Genomic DNA, 16,540 nt, shown 5'->3' on the forward strand with positions numbered 1-16,540 from the left:
GCCTGAGCAAGGCCGGGGTTTTTCTGGCCCGATTTTCGGTATTAACCTTGGGCAGACAATAAGACCAAGCCGCAAAGGCCTCCGTATATGCTGACCTTTACCATTCGACGACTGGTGTTGGCCGTTCCGACACTGCTGTTCATCAGTCTCGTCATCTTCCTGCTGTTGGAACTCGCCCCTGGCGATCCGATGGCTCAGGTTCCTCTCACCGTCCCACCAGAAGTCAAAGAAAAGATGCGCGAGGCGCTTGGCCTTGGCCAGCCCATGCATATCCGTTTCCTGAAATGGATCGTGCAGTTTTTCTGGATTGAACCGCAGATATTGATCGACAATATTTTCGGCACCGGGTTTGCCGATGGCAAGCTGCGGGTGATGAGCTGGCAGACCCGCAGCCCGGTGATGGATATCGTGGTGCAACGCATTCCGCAGACCCTTTGGGTGGTTGGCACCGCCTACATGGTCGGCGTTCTGATCGCGCTGCCGATCGGGATCTATTCCGCCTATCGGCAATATTCGATCTTTGATCAGGCCGGGACATTCGTGTCGATGATCGGCTTTTCGGTGCCGCCGTTTTTTTCCGGGGTGTTGGTCATCGTGATCTTTTCGGTCAATCTGGGATGGTTTCCGTCGATTTACGACACCACGCACAAGGTGGTGGACTGGGACAGTTTCGTCATCCAGCTGCGCCAGATGGTGATGCCGGTGATGGTGCTGGCGTTGCAGATCACCGCGCAGATCAGCCGGTTCATGCGGGCTTCAATGCTGGACAATCTCAATCAGGATTATGTCCGCACCGCCCGCGCCAAAGGGTTGAGCGAATATATCGTGGTGATGGTGCATGTGTTGCGCAATTCGATGATCCCGGTCGTCACCGTGATCGCGCTTGGCGTCCCGGCGATTTTCGGGGGGGCGATCATTACCGAACAGGTGTTCAAGGTGAACGGGATCGGCCAGTTGCTGATCGGCGCAATTCAGGCCAATGACTTGCCAATGGTGCAGACGCTGACCTTTATCTTTGCGCTGTTGATCGTGGTGTTCAACATCATCGCGGATGTTCTTTACGGCATCCTTGACCCGAGGATCCGCTATGACTGATGACAAACGCTTCGTACCCGATGAAGGGCTGGCTCCGGCGTCTTCGGCGCTGCCCGGGGCGGCCGGACCGTTGCAGGAAACCGGCCCGCCGCCGCGCAACAAGTGGCTGGATGTCTGGGATCAGTTCAAGCATCACAAGGGCGCGCTCTATGGCGGCATCCTGTTTTTCGCGATCGTTCTGGTGGTGTTTCTGGGGCCGTTGGTTTGGCCGTATGACGCGACCTATATCGATATTCGCGCCCGCAATCAGGGCCCCAGCCTGTCGCATCCTTTAGGCACCGATCAATTGGGCCGCGATACGCTGGCCCGAATGATGGCGGGCGGTCAGACATCGGTTTCGGTGGGGATCACCGCGATGTTGCTGGCGCTGTTCCTGGGCAGTCTGGTCGGCGTCGTCGCGGGGTATTTCAAACGGCTGGACGGCATATTGATGCGGCTGACGGACTTGTTTCTGGCGCTGCCGCTGTTGCCGCTGCTGTTGGTCATGGTGCTGTTGTTCCGCGACTCGCTGAACGCGGCTTTCGGGCCGGAGACGGGGATTTTCATCCTGATCGTCGGCGCCATCGGCGTAACCAGCTGGATGCCGACCGCGCGGATCGTGCGGGGTGATGTTCTGGCGCTGAAGGAACGCGAATTCGTTTTGGCGGCGCGGTCGATCGGCACCCGCAATTCGATGATGATCCTGCGCCATATCCTACCCAATGTGTTGAGCCCGATCATGGTGTCGGCCACTTTGGGGATTGCCAACGCGATCATCACCGAAAGCGCGCTTTCGTTTCTCGGGCTTGGGTTTCCGCCGGATTTCCCGACCTGGGGGCGGTTGTTGTTCGATGCGACCGATTATTTGCAGCAATATCCCGAACGGGTGTTCTGGCCCGGTCTGGCGATTTCGCTGACCGTGCTGAGCGTGAATTACCTTGGCGACGGGCTGCGCGATGCGCTGGACCCGCGCATTCGGGGGCGGTGACAGACAACGCCCGGCACCGCATGACGGGAAATAAGAACAACCAGAAGGCCCGCAAGTCATCTTGCGGGCCTTTGTCATGGATGGACGGGCGGCACGAAACCGGGTTCCCATCGCTGCCCACTTTACGGAACTTTATCCCTTACAGACTGCTTTGACGACCAGTTCATCGGATTGATTTCCCAAACGGATATTGGCATCGGTGCGTTTGTTCCAATTCATTTCGGGGAATCCTATGTTCGAAACCTTTGGCTTTGACACCGTGACCGCGCCGCAAGCCGCCGTTTATACCGGCCTGATCCTTGGCGTCGTTTTCGGCATTCTGGCACAGATCACCCGGTTCTGTTTCCGCCGCGCCATCACCGGCGACGACCGCAAACAGGCCGCTGGGGTTTGGATGACCGCGCTGGCGCTGGCGATCCTTGGAACCCAATTCGCGGTGTTGAACGGTTGGATCGGGTTCGAGGATCACCGGTTCATGGCAACCGATTTGCCGGTTGCCGCCATCGTGTTTGGCGGGCTGATCTTCGGCGCGGGCATGGTTCTGACCCGGGGTTGCGTGTCCCGGTTGAGCGTACTGACCGGCAGCGGCAACCTGCGCGCCGCTTTGGTTCTGGTGGTGTTCGCGGTGGTGGCCCATGCCACGTTGAAGGGCGTTCTGGCCCCGATCCGCACCACGCTTGGCGGCTATACCGTCGCGTTGGACAGTGCCGCCCTGCCCTTTGCCGGGCCGATCCTGGCGGTGGTCCTGGCCACCCTGTTGCTGACATTCGCCACCCGGTCGGGGGCGCGGGCAACGCATTTGGCTTTGGCGGCCATGATCGGGCTGGTCGCTGCGGCGGGCTGGGTGGCGACCGGGTTCGTTCTGTATGACGATTTCGATCCGATCGCGCTGGAAAGTCTCAGCTTCACCTCGCCTGCGGCGGAAACCTTGTTCTGGGGCGTCGCGTCGAGTTCGATATCGCCCACATTCGGCACCGGGATGTTGGGCGGCGTCATCGCGGGAGCAGCGATTTCGGCGCTGATCCGCGGCGAATTCAAATGGCAAAGCTTCGATAGCCCGCGCCAGACCGGCCGGTATTTGGCCGGGGCGGCCTTGATGGGGGTTGGCGGTGTCTTGGCGGGCGGTTGCACCGTGGGGGCGGGCCTGTCGGGGGTTCCGACCCTGTCCTTCGCCGCTGTTCTGGCTTTGCTGAGCATTGCTGCGGGGGGCTGGACCGCGGCGCGGTTGCTTAGTGCATCTTCTTCTGAACCCGCCGGATCATCCACCACACCACCGCTACAACCGGCAGAGTAAGCGCCGCAGTCAATTCCCCCTTGCTGACCCCCAGAAGGTCGGTAAGGGGATAGGCCGCGTAAGAAGCCAAAGACACGGCGTAGTAGCTGATCGCGACCACAGACAGACCTTCGACGGTTTTTTGCAATTTGAGTTGCATGTCGGCGCGGCGGTTCATGCTTTCCAGCAATTTCTGGTTCTGCGCAGAGCGTTCCACATCGACCCGTGTCCGCAACAGTTCCCCCGCCCGCATCGCCCGGTCGGCCAAGGCCGCCAAACGTTCCTTGGTGGATTGCACCGTGCGCATGGCGGGCGCGTAGCGCCGCATCATGAATTCGTTGAAGGTCTGGCGTCCTTCAAAACGTTGTTCGCGCAACACGCCAATCCGTTGATGCACGATATTGCGATACGCTTCGGTCGCGCCGAAGCGGAACGCGTTATGCGCCACCATTCGTTCCATTTCCGCCGATGTGCTGAGCAGACCAGCCAGAGTGACATCGGCGGCGGTGGTATCGTCGCCCATGTGATCCATCAGCCCGGTCAGTTTCACATCCATTTCGCCCAGTTGTGCCGACAGTTGCTTGACCCGGGCAAACCCCAGCATCGACAGGCTTTTGTAAATCTCAACTTCGGCCAGACGCTGCACGATCCGGCCCACCCGACGCCGCCCGGTGCCGGGGTTGACGAACACCGCGAAACGGGTGTTTCCCGCCGTATCGAGACTGAAATCCGCAGCGATGGTGGCGGCGTCGTCCAAGGCCCGGCTAACCGCGACGCTGTCGGCGACGAACCAGTCGTTGAGATGCTGTTCGATCCGGTCGCGGTCGGGGGCCTGCTGCACCCGGATATGAACCGCCGCGACCCGCACCCCCGGTGCTGCCGCCAGCCAGTCTTCGGGGAACACTTCGAAATCGGCAGGATCAAAGGCCCGTTCGCTGAGCGTGTTGGCAAAGGCCGAATAGGTCACGAATTCGGTATGGCTTTCCCATCTCAGGATATGCCGCCCGATCTGACCGGAATAATGCGTGGCCCCCGGTTGCGGATGCGGGGCACCATAGCGGTCCAGCAATGCAATCAGGTGGTCCATATCGGCCTGACGATCCCGGCTGACCGCCTGATCGGCCTGCTTGACCGCCAGATAGACCGCGGTGCAAGGCACATCCAGCGCCGGGAAGGGCCGCGCATGCAGTTCGTTGGCCAGTTCATAGCGAAGCGGGTGATCGGCAAGCATTGCTGGGACTTTCTGAACAATTCGAATGCTTTCGTAGATCGCATATAATCTGAAAAAGATAAAGCATTTTCAATAGCTTGCAGGAATACAACGGTATACCGTGCGAAAAAACGCCTGCTTTCGGGGGCTTGGGCGGTGACGTTCGCGCCAAAATCGTCGGTCGGGCAGCGCCCTGTTGCATATGAAAAAGGGCGACCCGAAGGCCGCCCTTTTGTATTCTCGTTATGATCAAGATCAGCTGATCTTGGTCAGCAATTCGTCCAGCGACTTCTTGGCGTCACCATAGAACATGCGAGTATTTTCCTTGTAGAACAGCGGGTTTTCGATACCGGAATAACCGGTGCCCTGACCACGCTTGGACACGAAGACCTGTTTCGCTTTCCAGCATTCCAGCACCGGCATGCCGGCGATGGGTGAATTGGGGTCTTCTTGTGCCGCCGGGTTCACGATGTCGTTGGAGCCAATCACGATCGCCACGTCTGTCGACGGGAAATCGTCGTTGATTTCGTCCATTTCCATCACGATGTCATAGGGCACCTTGGCCTCGGCCAGAAGCACGTTCATGTGCCCCGGCAGACGACCGGCAACCGGGTGAATTGCGAAACGCACCTCTTTGCCCTTGGCACGCAGACGCTTGGTCAGTTCGGAAACCGATTGCTGCGCCTGTGCCACCGCCATGCCGTAGCCCGGGATGATGATGATGCTGTCGGCTTCGTCCAGTGCGGACGCTACGCCGTCGGCATCGATCGCCACCTGTTCGCCTTCGACTTCCATCGCCGGACCGGTGGTGCCGCCGAAGCCGCCCAGGATCACGCTGATGAAAGACCGGTTCATCGCCTTACACATGATGTAAGACAGGATCGCGCCCGAAGACCCGACCAGCGCACCGGTCACGATCAGCAGGTCGTTGCCCAAGGTGAAGCCGATGGCAGACGCCGCCCAGCCCGAATAGGAGTTCAGCATCGACACCACCACCGGCATGTCGGCGCCGCCGATACCCATGATCAGGTGATAGCCGATGAAGAAGGCCAGAAGCGTCATCAGGACCAACGACCACAGACCCGCCCCGTTCATGAACAGGATCAGCAGAATGAAGCTGCCAAGCGCTGCGCCCGCGTTCAGCATGTGACCGCCGGGCAGTTTGTTGGCCTTGCCGTCCACCTTGCCCGCCAGTTTGCCAAAGGCAACGATGGACCCGGTGAAGGTCACCGCCCCGATGAACACACCGAGGAAGACTTCAACCTTGAGGATGCTGATTTCCACCGGCGTCTTATGAGCCAGCTTTTCAGCAAATCCCGCGATGCCCATATCATGCAGCATGGCCATGCGGCCGGCTTCGTTCAGGGTCGAGGACAGGCCTTCTTTGAGGGCCAGCACGTTTTGCAGTTCCAGTTCGGCGTTGAAACCGATGAACACCGCCGCCAGACCGACAAAGCTGTGCAGCGCGGCCACCAGTTGCGGCATTTCAGTCATTTCGACCTTTTTTGCCACAAGTTGACCGAGGAAGGCACCTGCGGCGACCATCACCAGAACGATCAGGTAATTTCCCATGCCGGGGCCGAAGATGGTGGCGAAAGCCGCCAGACCCATGCCGAAAATGCCGTACCAGACAGCGCGTTTGGCGCTTTCCTGACCCGACAGGCCCCCCAAGCTGAGGATGAAGAGAACAGTTGCCGCGATATAGGCGGCAGAGACGATACCAATGCTCATTTATCCGCTCCCTTCGTTCAAGATTTCTGGAACATCGCCAACATGCGACGGGTGACCATAAAGCCCCCAACGATGTTGATCGATGCGATCAGGACGGAAATGGCCGACAGGATCACCACCAGCCAGTCGCTGGAACCGATCTGCAACAATGCGCCGAGGATAACGATGCCCGAGATCGCGTTGGTGACCGCCATCAGCGGTGTGTGCAGCGAATGCGACACGCCCCAGATTACCTGGAAGCCGACGAAGCAGGCCAATGCGAAGACGATGAAATGGCTCATGAAGCTGGCCGGAGCGAAAGCGCCGACAATCAGCATCAGCACCGCACCGACGGTCAAAAGCGTGACCTGGAACTTGGTCTGCGCCTTGAAGGCCGCCACTTCGTTGGCGCGCTTTTCTTCGGCGGTCAGTTCCTTCGGGGTTTCTTTCTTCTGCGCAGCGATTGCCTTTACCTTGGGCGGCGGCGGCGGGAAGGTGATATCGCCCTGGAACGTCACGGTGGCGCCACGAATGACGTCGTCTTCCATGTTGTGATTGATCTGACCATCCTTTTCGGGGGTCAGGTCGGTCATCATGTGACGAATGTTGGTGGCGTAAAGCGTCGAGGCCTGCGCCGCCATCCGGCTGGGAAAATCGGTGTAGCCGATGATGGTCACGCCGTTGTCGGTGACGATTTTTTCATCCGCGACGGTCAGCTTGCAGTTGCCGCCCTTTTCCGCTGCCAGGTCGACGATGACGGAGCCGGGTTTCATGGCTTTGACCATGTCTTCGGTCCACAATTCCGGCGCTTCGCGGTTCGGGATCAACGCGGTGGTGATCACGATGTCCACTTCGGGGGCCAGTTCGCGGAACTTGGCCAGCTGCGCTTCGCGGAATTCCGGCGAAGACACAGACGCATAGCCACCGGTGGCGGCGCCATCCTGCTGTTCTTCCTCGAAATCCAGATAGACGAATTCGGCGCCCATCGATTCGACCTGTTCGGCCACTTCGGGCCGCACGTCGAAGGCGAGAGTGATCGCCCCAAGCGAGGTCGAGGTGCCGATCGCGGCCAGACCCGCAACGCCCGCGCCCACGACCAGAACCTTGGCCGGGGGCACCTTGCCCGCCGCCGTGATCTGACCGGTGAAGAAACGGCCGAAATTGTTGCCTGCTTCGATGACCGCGCGGTAACCCGCGATATTGGCCATCGACGACAGCGCGTCCATTTTCTGAGCGCGGCTGATCCGCGGCACCATTTCCATGGCGATCACATTCGCGCCCTTGGATTTGGCCAACGCCATGCCGTCTTCGTTCCCGGCCGGGTTGAAGAAGGAAATCAGCGTCTTGTCCTTGGTCAGACGCTTCAGTTCGGCTTCATTGGGCTGACGCACCTTGGCGATAATATCCGCCGCTTTCCACAGCGCCGCTGCGGTCTTGACGATTTCTACTCCGGCGGCCGCATAGGTTTCGTCCGAGAAACCCGCATTCGCCCCTGCCCCGCTTTCGATGGCGCATTCATACCCCAGCTTCTGCAGCTGCAGCGCCGAGTCCGGAGTCATCGCTACGCGATTCTCCCCGCCGAACACTTCTTTTGGCGTTCCAATTTTCAACTGTCACGTCCCCCTTCAGAACTCTGTTGAATCCTCTCCGACGAATCGAAGCTATATTTCCTTGTTCCGCGCAATAATATTGCGCAGAATATCGCACCTGAGATGCACTTTACCCGACGTCGTGTCAAATCCAACGGCGCGTCTTTTGACAATATTTGGCAAAATCAGCACGGAATTTCACCCGCAAACGGTTTTCTTCGGGAATGACGAAACGTTTTTCGATCAGCCAAAGAAACAGCGGTATCAGTGGTAGCGCCAACACCGCATCGAAGCGCAGGATCAGCCCGGCAAGTACCAGCAGATCGCCCAGATAGATCGGATTGCGCGACCGGCTGAAGATACCGCTTTGGACCATTGTGCTGGCGTCACGGTGCGGCACGATGGTGGTGTGGTGTTTGCGCATTTCCACGAAAGCCAACGCCATCAGCACCAGCCCGCCGCCAACAAGTATTCCGCCAAGAAAGTCGGCAATCGCGCCGCCGAAGCTGAGCCCCATCGTAAAGTAAACCGATTGCACCCAGGCCAGCACCACCGCCGCCAGCAACCATACCGGGGGTATATCAAGCCATTTCAACATACTTGTATCGTATCCTTTATCCCCGCGCCGGGCGGAAGCTATCACGAAACTGTCCGGCTGTGCGGCCAAACATGTCCCTATCTCGTCACCAAGCCCGGAACATCATTCCGGTTTTCAGCTTCGCCACCCGCCAATGAATCCGATTGGCAGCGTCAAAGCGTATTACACCCCATATGCGAGGCGGCAAAGGGGGCATTGACCGATCCGCGCGACGCCCGGATCGGTCATGCAATGGATCATTCCCATTCCATTTCTTCAAAAACGCGACCCGCGTTCTTGGTGGCCAGTTCTTCGAACGTGTCGAGACCCGCCCATTTCGCTTGATCGACATAATAGGCGCTGGCCAGATCACCGCCATTGTCGATATGTTCCCCGATCTTGGCGCGCAGATCGCTGAGGTAATCGAAGGTGAAGCGCCGCACTTGCGCCAGGTTGGTCGGATGACCATGGCCCGGAATCACATAGGTGGGATTCAGCGGTTCCAGCTTGGTTTCCCAAGTTTCCAGCCAGCAGCTTGTGCAGGTGCCCGAAAAAATCGGCAGCATCCGTTCGTGAAAAGCGATATCGCCCGCGATCAGCATGCCCCATTGCGGTAGCCAGACCTGCGTATCGCCCGGATCATGCGCCGGTCCCAGATGCAACACATGGATTTCCACCCCGCCAAGGGTCAGATTGTATTCGTCTTCAAAGCTGAGATTCGGGGGGGCGATACGGGTGCCTTCGGCCTTGTCCCGGTTATAGCCTTCCATCCCTTGCAAGATAAAATCAGCCTCGGAGGTGAAAGCTTCGATGGCATCGACATGGCCCAGGATATCAACCCCCTGATCGGCCCAGTAGGAATTGCCCAGCATCGCGTGGCCCTGGCCGTTTTCATTGATCACCAGTTTCACCGGCTGATCGGTCACCACCTTGATTTCATCATGCAACGCCTTGGCCAGACGGGCCGACGCGCCGCCATTGATCACCACCACGCCTTCGTCGGTGACGATGAAGGACAGGTTGTTGTTGTGGCCGCTGTTTTCATATGTCGGCGGCGCAGTGGCGCCGGTGGCGGTGAACACATGCGGTATCACCTCGACCGGTTTCGAATACAATTCGGATTGCGGGTATTGATCGGCAATGTCTTCGCTGGCCGCCGCAGGCAGCGCACACAGGGTCAGGGCAACCGCCCGGATAATCGTTTTCATGCTATCCCTCCCGGATAAAAATCCCGACTGTGAAATTCACAGATGCGAATGTGTTTGTAAAGGCCCAGCGCACCGGTCTGCGCACGGGGCTGCCGACCGTGACGCAACGCTCAGCTTGCGATACGGGTTCGGACACTTACGCTGACGGCAACTTAACGGGAGGAATAAGACATGGATTTGACAGGCAAACACGCATTGGTCACCGGTGGCGGAACCGGCATCGGGTTGGCCATTGCCAAGGCATTGGCCGGGGCCGGAGCCGAAGTGACGATCACCGGCCGTCGGCAAAACGTTCTGGAAGACGTGGCCGAAGCGAACATGTTCCCCGCCGCAATGGACGTGACCGACGAAGCGCAGGTGGTAAAGGTCATCGACGACGCGGTCGCGGCGCGTGGTCCGATCCAGATCTGCGTGCCCAATGCCGGGGTCGCCATCGGCAAGAAGCTGCACAAGACCGATACCGAATTCTGGCGCCAGATCATGGCGACCAATCTGGACGGAGTTTTCTTTACCATCCGCGAAAGCATGCGGTCGATGCTGACCACTGATTGGGGCCGGGTCATCGCCGTATCTTCGATCGCAGGGTTGCGCGGAATGCCCGGCGGCGGTGCTTATGCAGCTTCCAAACATGGGGTCATCGGTATGGTGCGGTCGATATCCGAAGATTTCATGGGCCAGCCTTATACCTTCAATTCGCTGTGCCCCGGCTATGTCGATACCGACATCATCACCCGCAATGTTGAATCGATTTCACAGCGTTCGGGGATGAACGAAGAACAGGCCCGCGACGTGATGGTGCAATCCAACCGCCACAAGCGCCTGATCGCCGCCGAAGAAGTCGGCGCGGCCGCGCTGTGGCTGTGCGACAACAATTCCGGCAGCGTCAACGGTCAGGAAATCCAGATCGCGGGCGGCAAAATCTGAAATGTTGACGCGGGACGGTTTCAACCGCTTCTGCGCCGGGTTCCCGGCCACGTCCCATGTGGTGCAATGGGGCAATGCGGATGTGTGGAAGGTGGCGGACAAGGTGTTCGCCATCTGCGGATGGGCCGATGAGCGCGACGCGTTCACCTTCAAGGTCAGCAAGCTGGCCTTCGAAGTGCTGCGCGATCAGCCCGGCCTGCGCCCCGCGCCCTATCTTGCGTCGCGCGGAATGAGCTGGATACAACATTATGACGCGCCGGGCCTGTCCGATCCCGAATTGTGCCAGCATATCGCAGCATCTTACGATCTGGTCGCCGCTGGCCTGTCATTGAAGAAACGTCGGGATTTGGGCATTCCGATCCCGAACCGGACCTGATCCCCGTTCAATTGTGACCCCGACGTGGCGACACGCCACAATACCGCCCAGATCCGGGCCGGTCGTCGCAAACATACCCCAATTCCCGCCCAATTCGGTCCCATCCCAATTGTACCCATTATGGAAACGGTCGGCCCGCTAAGCCAGTATTTTCCAGCTTTGCACAGGTCGCCGACCGACCGCACAAATGGGAATGGGTGCAATGGCAACGATGGTTTCCGGGCTGGGTGGCCCGGCAGGATACGGAGAAAACGTCTTTACCAGCAGCACTTTGGCGGCGGGTAATTACGATGACGGGTCCGTCCTGATCGATACATCCTCCGTTTTCGGTGCCGCCGGTATCGATTACAACGGCACCACCTACGATTCGATCTACCTCAATTCGAACGGCAATATCAGCTTTGGCGCGGCCCAGACCGCGTATCAGCCGAACCTGTCGGGCACCAGTACCCCGACCATTGCCGCCTTCTGGAGCGATGTGAACCTCAATTCGGGCGGCGAGATTTACTGGGATCTCGATCCCGCCGCTGGCACCGTCACTCTGACATGGTTGAATGTTTCACCCTATTCCGGGTCCGGCGGCAATTCCTATCAGTTGGTGCTCACGTCGCTTGGCGATGGCAATTTCAACACTGATTTCATCTACGAAGATATCCAGTGGACCAATGGCGGCAGCGGCACCGCGCAGACCGGTTTCACCGATGGCGGTGCCAATGACGAGCCGCTGCCGGGATCGGGCAATGCGGCGACGCTTGCGAATTACGAAACCTATGATTTCGGATCGGGCGACCCCGCGGGCAGCTACAGCCAGAACTACATCGACGGCCAGCAGGCCACCCCTGATGGCATTGTCAACGGCACCTACGGGGACGACGTCATCGATACCACCTTTATCGACAGCGATGGCGAACAGGTCGGTGACACTGCAGATTCCGTGGTGGCGGGCGCAGGCGACGACACGGTGCTATCAGGTGCGGGGGCCGACACCGTAGAAGGCGGCGTGGGCAACGATTCCATCGCTGGCGGCGCCGATGACGATCTGATCTATGGCGATTATGCCCCCGGTTCGGGGCCTGCTACCGAAAGGCTGGACTGGACCGCGCAGGGCGGGAATGGCACCGATCTGAGCGGCGGGTTCACCCAGAATACCGGCGACATGTCAGTTTCGGTCAACTTCACCGATACCGGAAACAACAACGCGGTTTTCGAAATCGACACCGGCGAAACCCAATATGTCGGGGCCGGCGAATCCTTCGATACTGGAAACGGGCTGTACCTGTATGGCAACGGCGATGCGGCGACGTCGACCACCACCTTCGGGTTTTCCGCCAATTCGAACGGCGTCGAAAACGAGGTCGAGAATGTTTCCTTCCGGGTCAACGATATCGACTGGGCGTCGGGCAACCATACCGACACCCTGACCGTCAACGCCTATGATGCCAACGGCAATCCGGTTGCGGTGACGATCACCCCGAACGGGACCGACACGGTCAGTGGCAACACCGTCACCGCAGGTACGACCGGCGAAACCGCCGCAGACCAGGGCGGTTCGGCCTTGATCGAGGTTGCCGGGCCGGTCGAAACCATCGAAATCATTTATGGCAACGGTCAAAGCGGGACGCAGGCGGTTTGGCTTACCGATGTCACTTTCGACACCATTCCGACCCTTGCCCAAGGCGATGACACCCTGTCAGGGGATGCAGGCAACGATACGCTTTATGGCCAGGACGGCGATGACATCCTTGATGGCGGTGCCGACAATGACAGTCTTGAAGGTGGCGCGGGCAATGACAGCCTGAGCGGCGGCACCGGCAGCGATACGCTTTCGGGCGGCGAAGGCGATGATACGCTGCAAGGCGGCGCGGGCGGTGACGACCTGTCGGGCGGCGCCGGTATGGATTTCGTCGATTATTCCGATTCCGACGCGGCGGTGAATATCGACCTTGGCAACAACACCGCCTCGGGCGGGTATGCCGCCAATGACACGCTGACCGGTGGGCTTGACGGGATCATCGGGTCGGACTGGGATGATACGCTGAGCGGCTATGACGGGTCGGGCGCGGATTGGACCAACGTGTTTTACGGCGGCGCGGGCAGTGACCTGATCGACGGGCGCGGCGGCGATGACAGCCTTTATGGCGAAGCTGGCAACGATACGATCATCGGCGGCAGCGGTGCCGATCTGATCGATGGCGGCGCCGATGACGACACGCTTTATGTCGGGTCCGGCGACACCGCCATCGGCGGCGCGGGCGACGATATCTTCATCATCGACAACACGGCGCTTGGTGGTGGTACGATCACCATCGATGGTGGCGAACTCGATGAACCGGGCGGCGATACGCTGGATTTCAGCGGGCTGATCGATTGGGGCGATGTCACCTATACCAATACCGACCCGAACGCGCTGGCCGGTCATGCCACCCTGTCGGACGGCACCACGGTCACTTTTTCCAATCTGGAAGATGTGGTTATCTGCTTCACCGGCGGCACCCGTATCCTGACCCCGCAGGGCGCGCGCCGGGTCGAAGACCTGCGTCCGGGCGATCCGGTCCTGACCCGGGATCACGGCGTTCAGCCGATCCGCTGGATCGGCAGCCGCAGCACCATCGGCACCGGGAATTTCGCCCCGATCCGTTTCGCGCCGGGCAGCCTGGGCAATGAGCGCCCCTTACTTGTTTCGCCACAGCACCGAATGCTGCACCAATCGCATCGGGCCAATCTGTATTTCAACGATTCCGAAGTATTAGTATCGGCCAAACACATGATCAATGGCGGCAGTATTCAGCAGATCGATCAGATCAGGGTCGACTATTTCCACATCCTGTTCGACCGCCATGAAATTGTCTTCGCCGAAGGCGTCGCATCGGAAAGCTTCCACCCCGGCCAAATGGGTTTAACCGCGATTACCGATGCCGCACGCGATGAACTGTTCGGACTGTTTCCAGAATTGCGCAGCAATCCCAACGGGTTCGGCGATACTGCCCGGCTGTGCCTGAAAGCGCATGAATCAAGGGTTCTGATGGCGGCTTGACCGGCTCCGCAGTTTCATCGAGGCAAAAATACTCCCGCGGCGCCCGGCACGGGCGCACAATCGGATCACGCCATCCGTTCCAATGCCACCGTATGCTTGGCTGCAGCCCAGTCATACGCCGCGCGCCCGAATGCTTCGAACAGGGGGCGCGACACCGGATCGTTCGCCGCGTCCCATTCGGGATGCCATTGTACTGACAGGGTGAAGCCCGGCGCATCCTTGACATAAATCGCTTCGGGCGTGCCATCGGGGGCATAGCCGTCGATCACGATCCGAGCGCCCGGCTGCTTGATCCCCTGGCCGTGCAGCGTATTGGTCATCACCTCGCGCGCGCCCATCAGCCGGTGGAACGGTCCGTTTTCGCTGAATTCGACCGTGTGGCGCAGGGCGAATTTTTCCTCCAGCGTGCCGTCGGGCGGCATCCGGTGGTTCATCCGCCCCGGCAGATCGCGAATTTCCGGATAGAGCGATCCCCCCATCGCCACGTTGACTTCCTGAAAGCCGCGGCAAATGCCCAAGAAGGGCTGACCGCGTTCGACGCAGGCGCGCACCAGCGGCAGGGTGATGGCGTCGCGGCAGCGATCAAAATCACCATGCGCTTCGGTCGGGTCTTCGCCGTATTCTTCGGGGTGCACATTGGGCCGCCCACCGGTCAGAACGAAACCGTCGCAGGTTTCCAGCAATTCCTCGACGCTGACAAAACGGGGGTCGGACGGGATTAAGATCGGTATGCAATCCGACACGCCAGACACCGCTTCGGTGTTCATCAAGCCGCCGGCATAGACCGGGTAGCTGTCATTGAGCAGATGTTGGTTGCCGATGATACCGACGACGGGACGTGCCATTTGATGCCTCTGACATACGCTTTGCTTCTAAGTAATATGAACGGCCGATGAAAGGAATAGCATAGAACTGCGGCTGCCCCCTGCGCCAGCGCACACGCCGCTTTTTTCCTCATTCCGCCAGTTTCGGCGTCGTGACCACGATCGCCGTGCAGGGCAGATCGCCGACACCGCGATAGGTATGTTCGAAGCTGGGATCGAAATAGATCGAATCTCCTTGGTCCAAAAGCTGCACCGCGCCATGGATGGTCAGTTCCAGCTGCCCAGAGATCACATAAAGAACCTCTGCCCCGGCATGGCTATGCGGTTCTGATCCGGGCGCAGCGGCGGGAAATTCCGCCAGATAGGCGCAGAGTTTGCTGTCTGAAACCGGAAAATCGAGGCTTTCGAAGAAATAGGTCGGATCGCCCTGGGGCTGATCCGGCAGGCGCAACCGATCCTTGGCGCGCAGCACTTCGATCACTGGCGTTATCGCGCCTTCGGCAAAGAAATATTCCAAACCGACGCCAAACACCATCGCGATCCGCAACAGTGTCGGCAAAGTCGGGAACACCTGCCCGCGTTCGATCTTGGACAACATCCCCGCCGACAGGCCGGTATGATCGCCCAACTGGGCCAGCCCCAAGCCCCTGCCCGTTCTCAGCGTCCGGATTTTTGGACCGATTCGGTAATTTTCGAGCCCTTCGCTCAACGTTTCGGACAGCATCTGTGACCTTTCTTTTCCTGAAATGAAATCTGCCAGCGGCCAATTTTCATGTTGTTACAATTATATTCATATCACGAAATCGTGCCTTTCGTGCAAAACTTTTTCAGGACATTCATCATCCCACAACCGCGTTGAACGCAACGCCTTTTCTGAGGAGACTGCCAATGTTCTTGAAACAAAACCTGAAAGCGGCCAGCATCGCTTTGACCCTTGCCGTCGCACCGATTGCCGCCTTCGCGGACGGTCATGGCGCCAAAGCCGACATCGTCGACACCGCCGTCGCGGCAGGTGACTTCAACACGCTTGCCGCTGCATTGACCGCCGCCGGATTGATCGACGTGTTGAAAGGTGACGGACCGTTCACCGTCTTCGCCCCGACCGACGCGGCCTTTGCCGCCCTGCCCGCAGGCACGGTCGAAGACCTGTTGAAGCCCGAAAACAAGGACACGCTGACCGCGATCCTGACCTATCACGTGGTGCCGGGCAAAGTGATGTCGACCGACCTGTCGGACGGCATGATGGCCGGAACCGTTCAGGGCAGCGACGTTACGATCACGTTGGGTGACGCGGTAATGGTCGGCGACGCCAAGGTGGTCACTGCGGATATCGAAACCTCGAACGGGGTGATCCACGTGATCGATAAGGTACTGATGCCCTGATCATCGCGCTTAACTGACTTGAAACAAAAGGAGAAGACATCATGCAACCGCTTAATCTTATCACTCTGATCCTGCTGATCGTTGGCGGACTGAACTGGGGCCTGGTCGGGTTTGCCAATTTCGATCTGGTCGCGGCGATCTTTGGCGACGGGTCCATGCTGTCACGGATCGTTTACGCCCTGGTGGGTTTGTCGGCGGTCTGGCAGATCGTTTTGGCCAGCAAGCAAATGTCGCCCGCAACCAGCTGATTGCAGGCCACATCGCGACATGCGGCGGCGGGTCAATGCCCGTCGCCGTTGCCGTGTGTTCCGCTATTGCAGCCCCTGCTGCCTGCGCCTAACGTCGGCGCAAACCACACCAGACAGGAGAC

General features: G+C 59.3%; 15 protein-coding genes. 8 read left to right on the forward strand and 7 right to left on the reverse strand.

What is annotated here, in order from left to right; translation table 11 throughout:
* Positions 1 to 87: 87 nt before the first annotated feature.
* The 3 genes from TG4357_RS13665 to TG4357_RS13675 all read left to right on the forward strand — a co-directional run bounded on the left by TG4357_RS13665 (position 88) and on the right by TG4357_RS13675 (position 3,356).
* Positions 88 to 1,095, forward strand: a complete 1,008-nt coding sequence (locus TG4357_RS13665) for an ABC transporter permease (protein ID WP_058263452.1) — start codon at positions 88 to 90, stop codon at positions 1,093 to 1,095.
* Positions 1,088 to 2,062, forward strand: coding sequence for an ABC transporter permease (locus TG4357_RS13670; RefSeq protein WP_058263453.1), 975 nt, complete (start codon positions 1,088 to 1,090; stop codon positions 2,060 to 2,062). Before TG4357_RS13665 ends, TG4357_RS13670 begins: the two co-directional genes overlap by 8 nt.
* Positions 2,063 to 2,294: 232 nt before the next feature.
* Positions 2,295 to 3,356: a YeeE/YedE family protein gene (locus TG4357_RS13675; RefSeq protein ID WP_058263454.1), complete on the forward strand. Its 1,062-nt coding sequence runs from the start codon at positions 2,295 to 2,297 to the stop codon at positions 3,354 to 3,356.
* Here the strand turns inward: TG4357_RS13675 and TG4357_RS13680 are convergent.
* The 5 genes from TG4357_RS13680 to TG4357_RS13700 form a co-directional block, all read right to left on the reverse strand.
* Positions 3,292 to 4,566: a DUF3422 family protein gene (locus TG4357_RS13680; RefSeq protein ID WP_058263455.1), complete on the reverse strand. Its 1,275-nt coding sequence runs from the start codon at positions 4,564 to 4,566 to the stop codon at positions 3,292 to 3,294. The two genes, TG4357_RS13675 and TG4357_RS13680, sit on opposite strands and share 65 nt — an antisense overlap.
* A gap of 234 nt (positions 4,567 to 4,800) precedes the next feature.
* A complete protein-coding gene (locus tag TG4357_RS13685; RefSeq protein WP_058263456.1) occupies positions 4,801 to 6,276 on the reverse strand; it encodes an NAD(P)(+) transhydrogenase (Re/Si-specific) subunit beta in 1,476 nt (491 codons plus the stop codon).
* Between the two features lie 17 nt (positions 6,277 to 6,293).
* On the reverse strand, positions 6,294 to 7,865 hold the full coding sequence (locus TG4357_RS13690) for a Re/Si-specific NAD(P)(+) transhydrogenase subunit alpha (RefSeq protein ID WP_058263457.1): 1,572 nt from the start codon (positions 7,863 to 7,865) through the stop codon (positions 6,294 to 6,296).
* Between the two features lie 124 nt (positions 7,866 to 7,989).
* A complete protein-coding gene (locus TG4357_RS13695) occupies positions 7,990 to 8,439 on the reverse strand; it encodes a methyltransferase family protein (RefSeq protein WP_058263504.1) in 450 nt (149 codons plus the stop codon).
* A gap of 239 nt (positions 8,440 to 8,678) precedes the next feature.
* Positions 8,679 to 9,629 carry an MBL fold metallo-hydrolase gene (locus TG4357_RS13700; RefSeq protein ID WP_058263458.1) on the reverse strand — a complete coding sequence of 317 codons (951 nt, stop codon included), beginning with the start codon at positions 9,627 to 9,629 and terminating at the stop codon, positions 8,679 to 8,681.
* Positions 9,630 to 9,800: 171 nt separating this feature from the next.
* On the opposite strand from TG4357_RS13700, the gene TG4357_RS13705 reads away from it, so the two are divergent.
* From TG4357_RS13705 to TG4357_RS13715, 3 genes are all read left to right on the forward strand, one after another.
* On the forward strand, positions 9,801 to 10,553 hold the full coding sequence (locus TG4357_RS13705) for an SDR family NAD(P)-dependent oxidoreductase (protein ID WP_058263459.1): 753 nt from the start codon (positions 9,801 to 9,803) through the stop codon (positions 10,551 to 10,553).
* A 4-nt stretch (positions 10,554 to 10,557) separates the two neighbouring features.
* A complete protein-coding gene (locus tag TG4357_RS13710) occupies positions 10,558 to 10,929 on the forward strand; it encodes an MmcQ/YjbR family DNA-binding protein (protein WP_058263505.1) in 372 nt (123 codons plus the stop codon).
* 202 nt (positions 10,930 to 11,131) lie between these two features.
* The gene (locus TG4357_RS13715) at positions 11,132 to 13,963 is read left to right on the forward strand and encodes a Hint domain-containing protein (RefSeq protein WP_058263460.1); all 2,832 of its coding nucleotides are present in this window, start codon (positions 11,132 to 11,134) and stop codon (positions 13,961 to 13,963) included.
* Between the two features lie 65 nt (positions 13,964 to 14,028).
* On the opposite strand, the gene TG4357_RS13720 is transcribed toward TG4357_RS13715, so the two are convergent.
* Positions 14,029 to 14,808, reverse strand: a complete 780-nt coding sequence (locus TG4357_RS13720; protein ID WP_058263461.1) for a gamma-glutamyl-gamma-aminobutyrate hydrolase family protein — start codon at positions 14,806 to 14,808, stop codon at positions 14,029 to 14,031.
* Between the two features lie 109 nt (positions 14,809 to 14,917).
* Entirely contained in the window at positions 14,918 to 15,511 is a 594-nt protein-coding gene (locus TG4357_RS13725; protein WP_058263462.1) for a helix-turn-helix domain-containing protein, read from the reverse strand.
* Between the two features lie 164 nt (positions 15,512 to 15,675).
* Here TG4357_RS13725 and TG4357_RS13730 point away from each other — a divergent pair, with 164 nt between their 5' ends.
* Positions 15,676 to 16,170 carry a fasciclin domain-containing protein gene (locus TG4357_RS13730; protein ID WP_058263463.1) on the forward strand — a complete coding sequence of 165 codons (495 nt, stop codon included), beginning with the start codon at positions 15,676 to 15,678 and terminating at the stop codon, positions 16,168 to 16,170.
* A gap of 41 nt (positions 16,171 to 16,211) precedes the next feature.
* On the forward strand, positions 16,212 to 16,418 hold the full coding sequence (locus TG4357_RS13735; protein WP_058263464.1) for a DUF378 domain-containing protein: 207 nt from the start codon (positions 16,212 to 16,214) through the stop codon (positions 16,416 to 16,418).
* Positions 16,419 to 16,540: the final 122 nt, after the last annotated feature.

Source organism: Thalassovita gelatinovora (assembly GCF_001458355.1).
In the GTDB taxonomy this organism is placed as follows: domain Bacteria; phylum Pseudomonadota; class Alphaproteobacteria; order Rhodobacterales; family Rhodobacteraceae; genus Thalassobius; species Thalassobius gelatinovorus.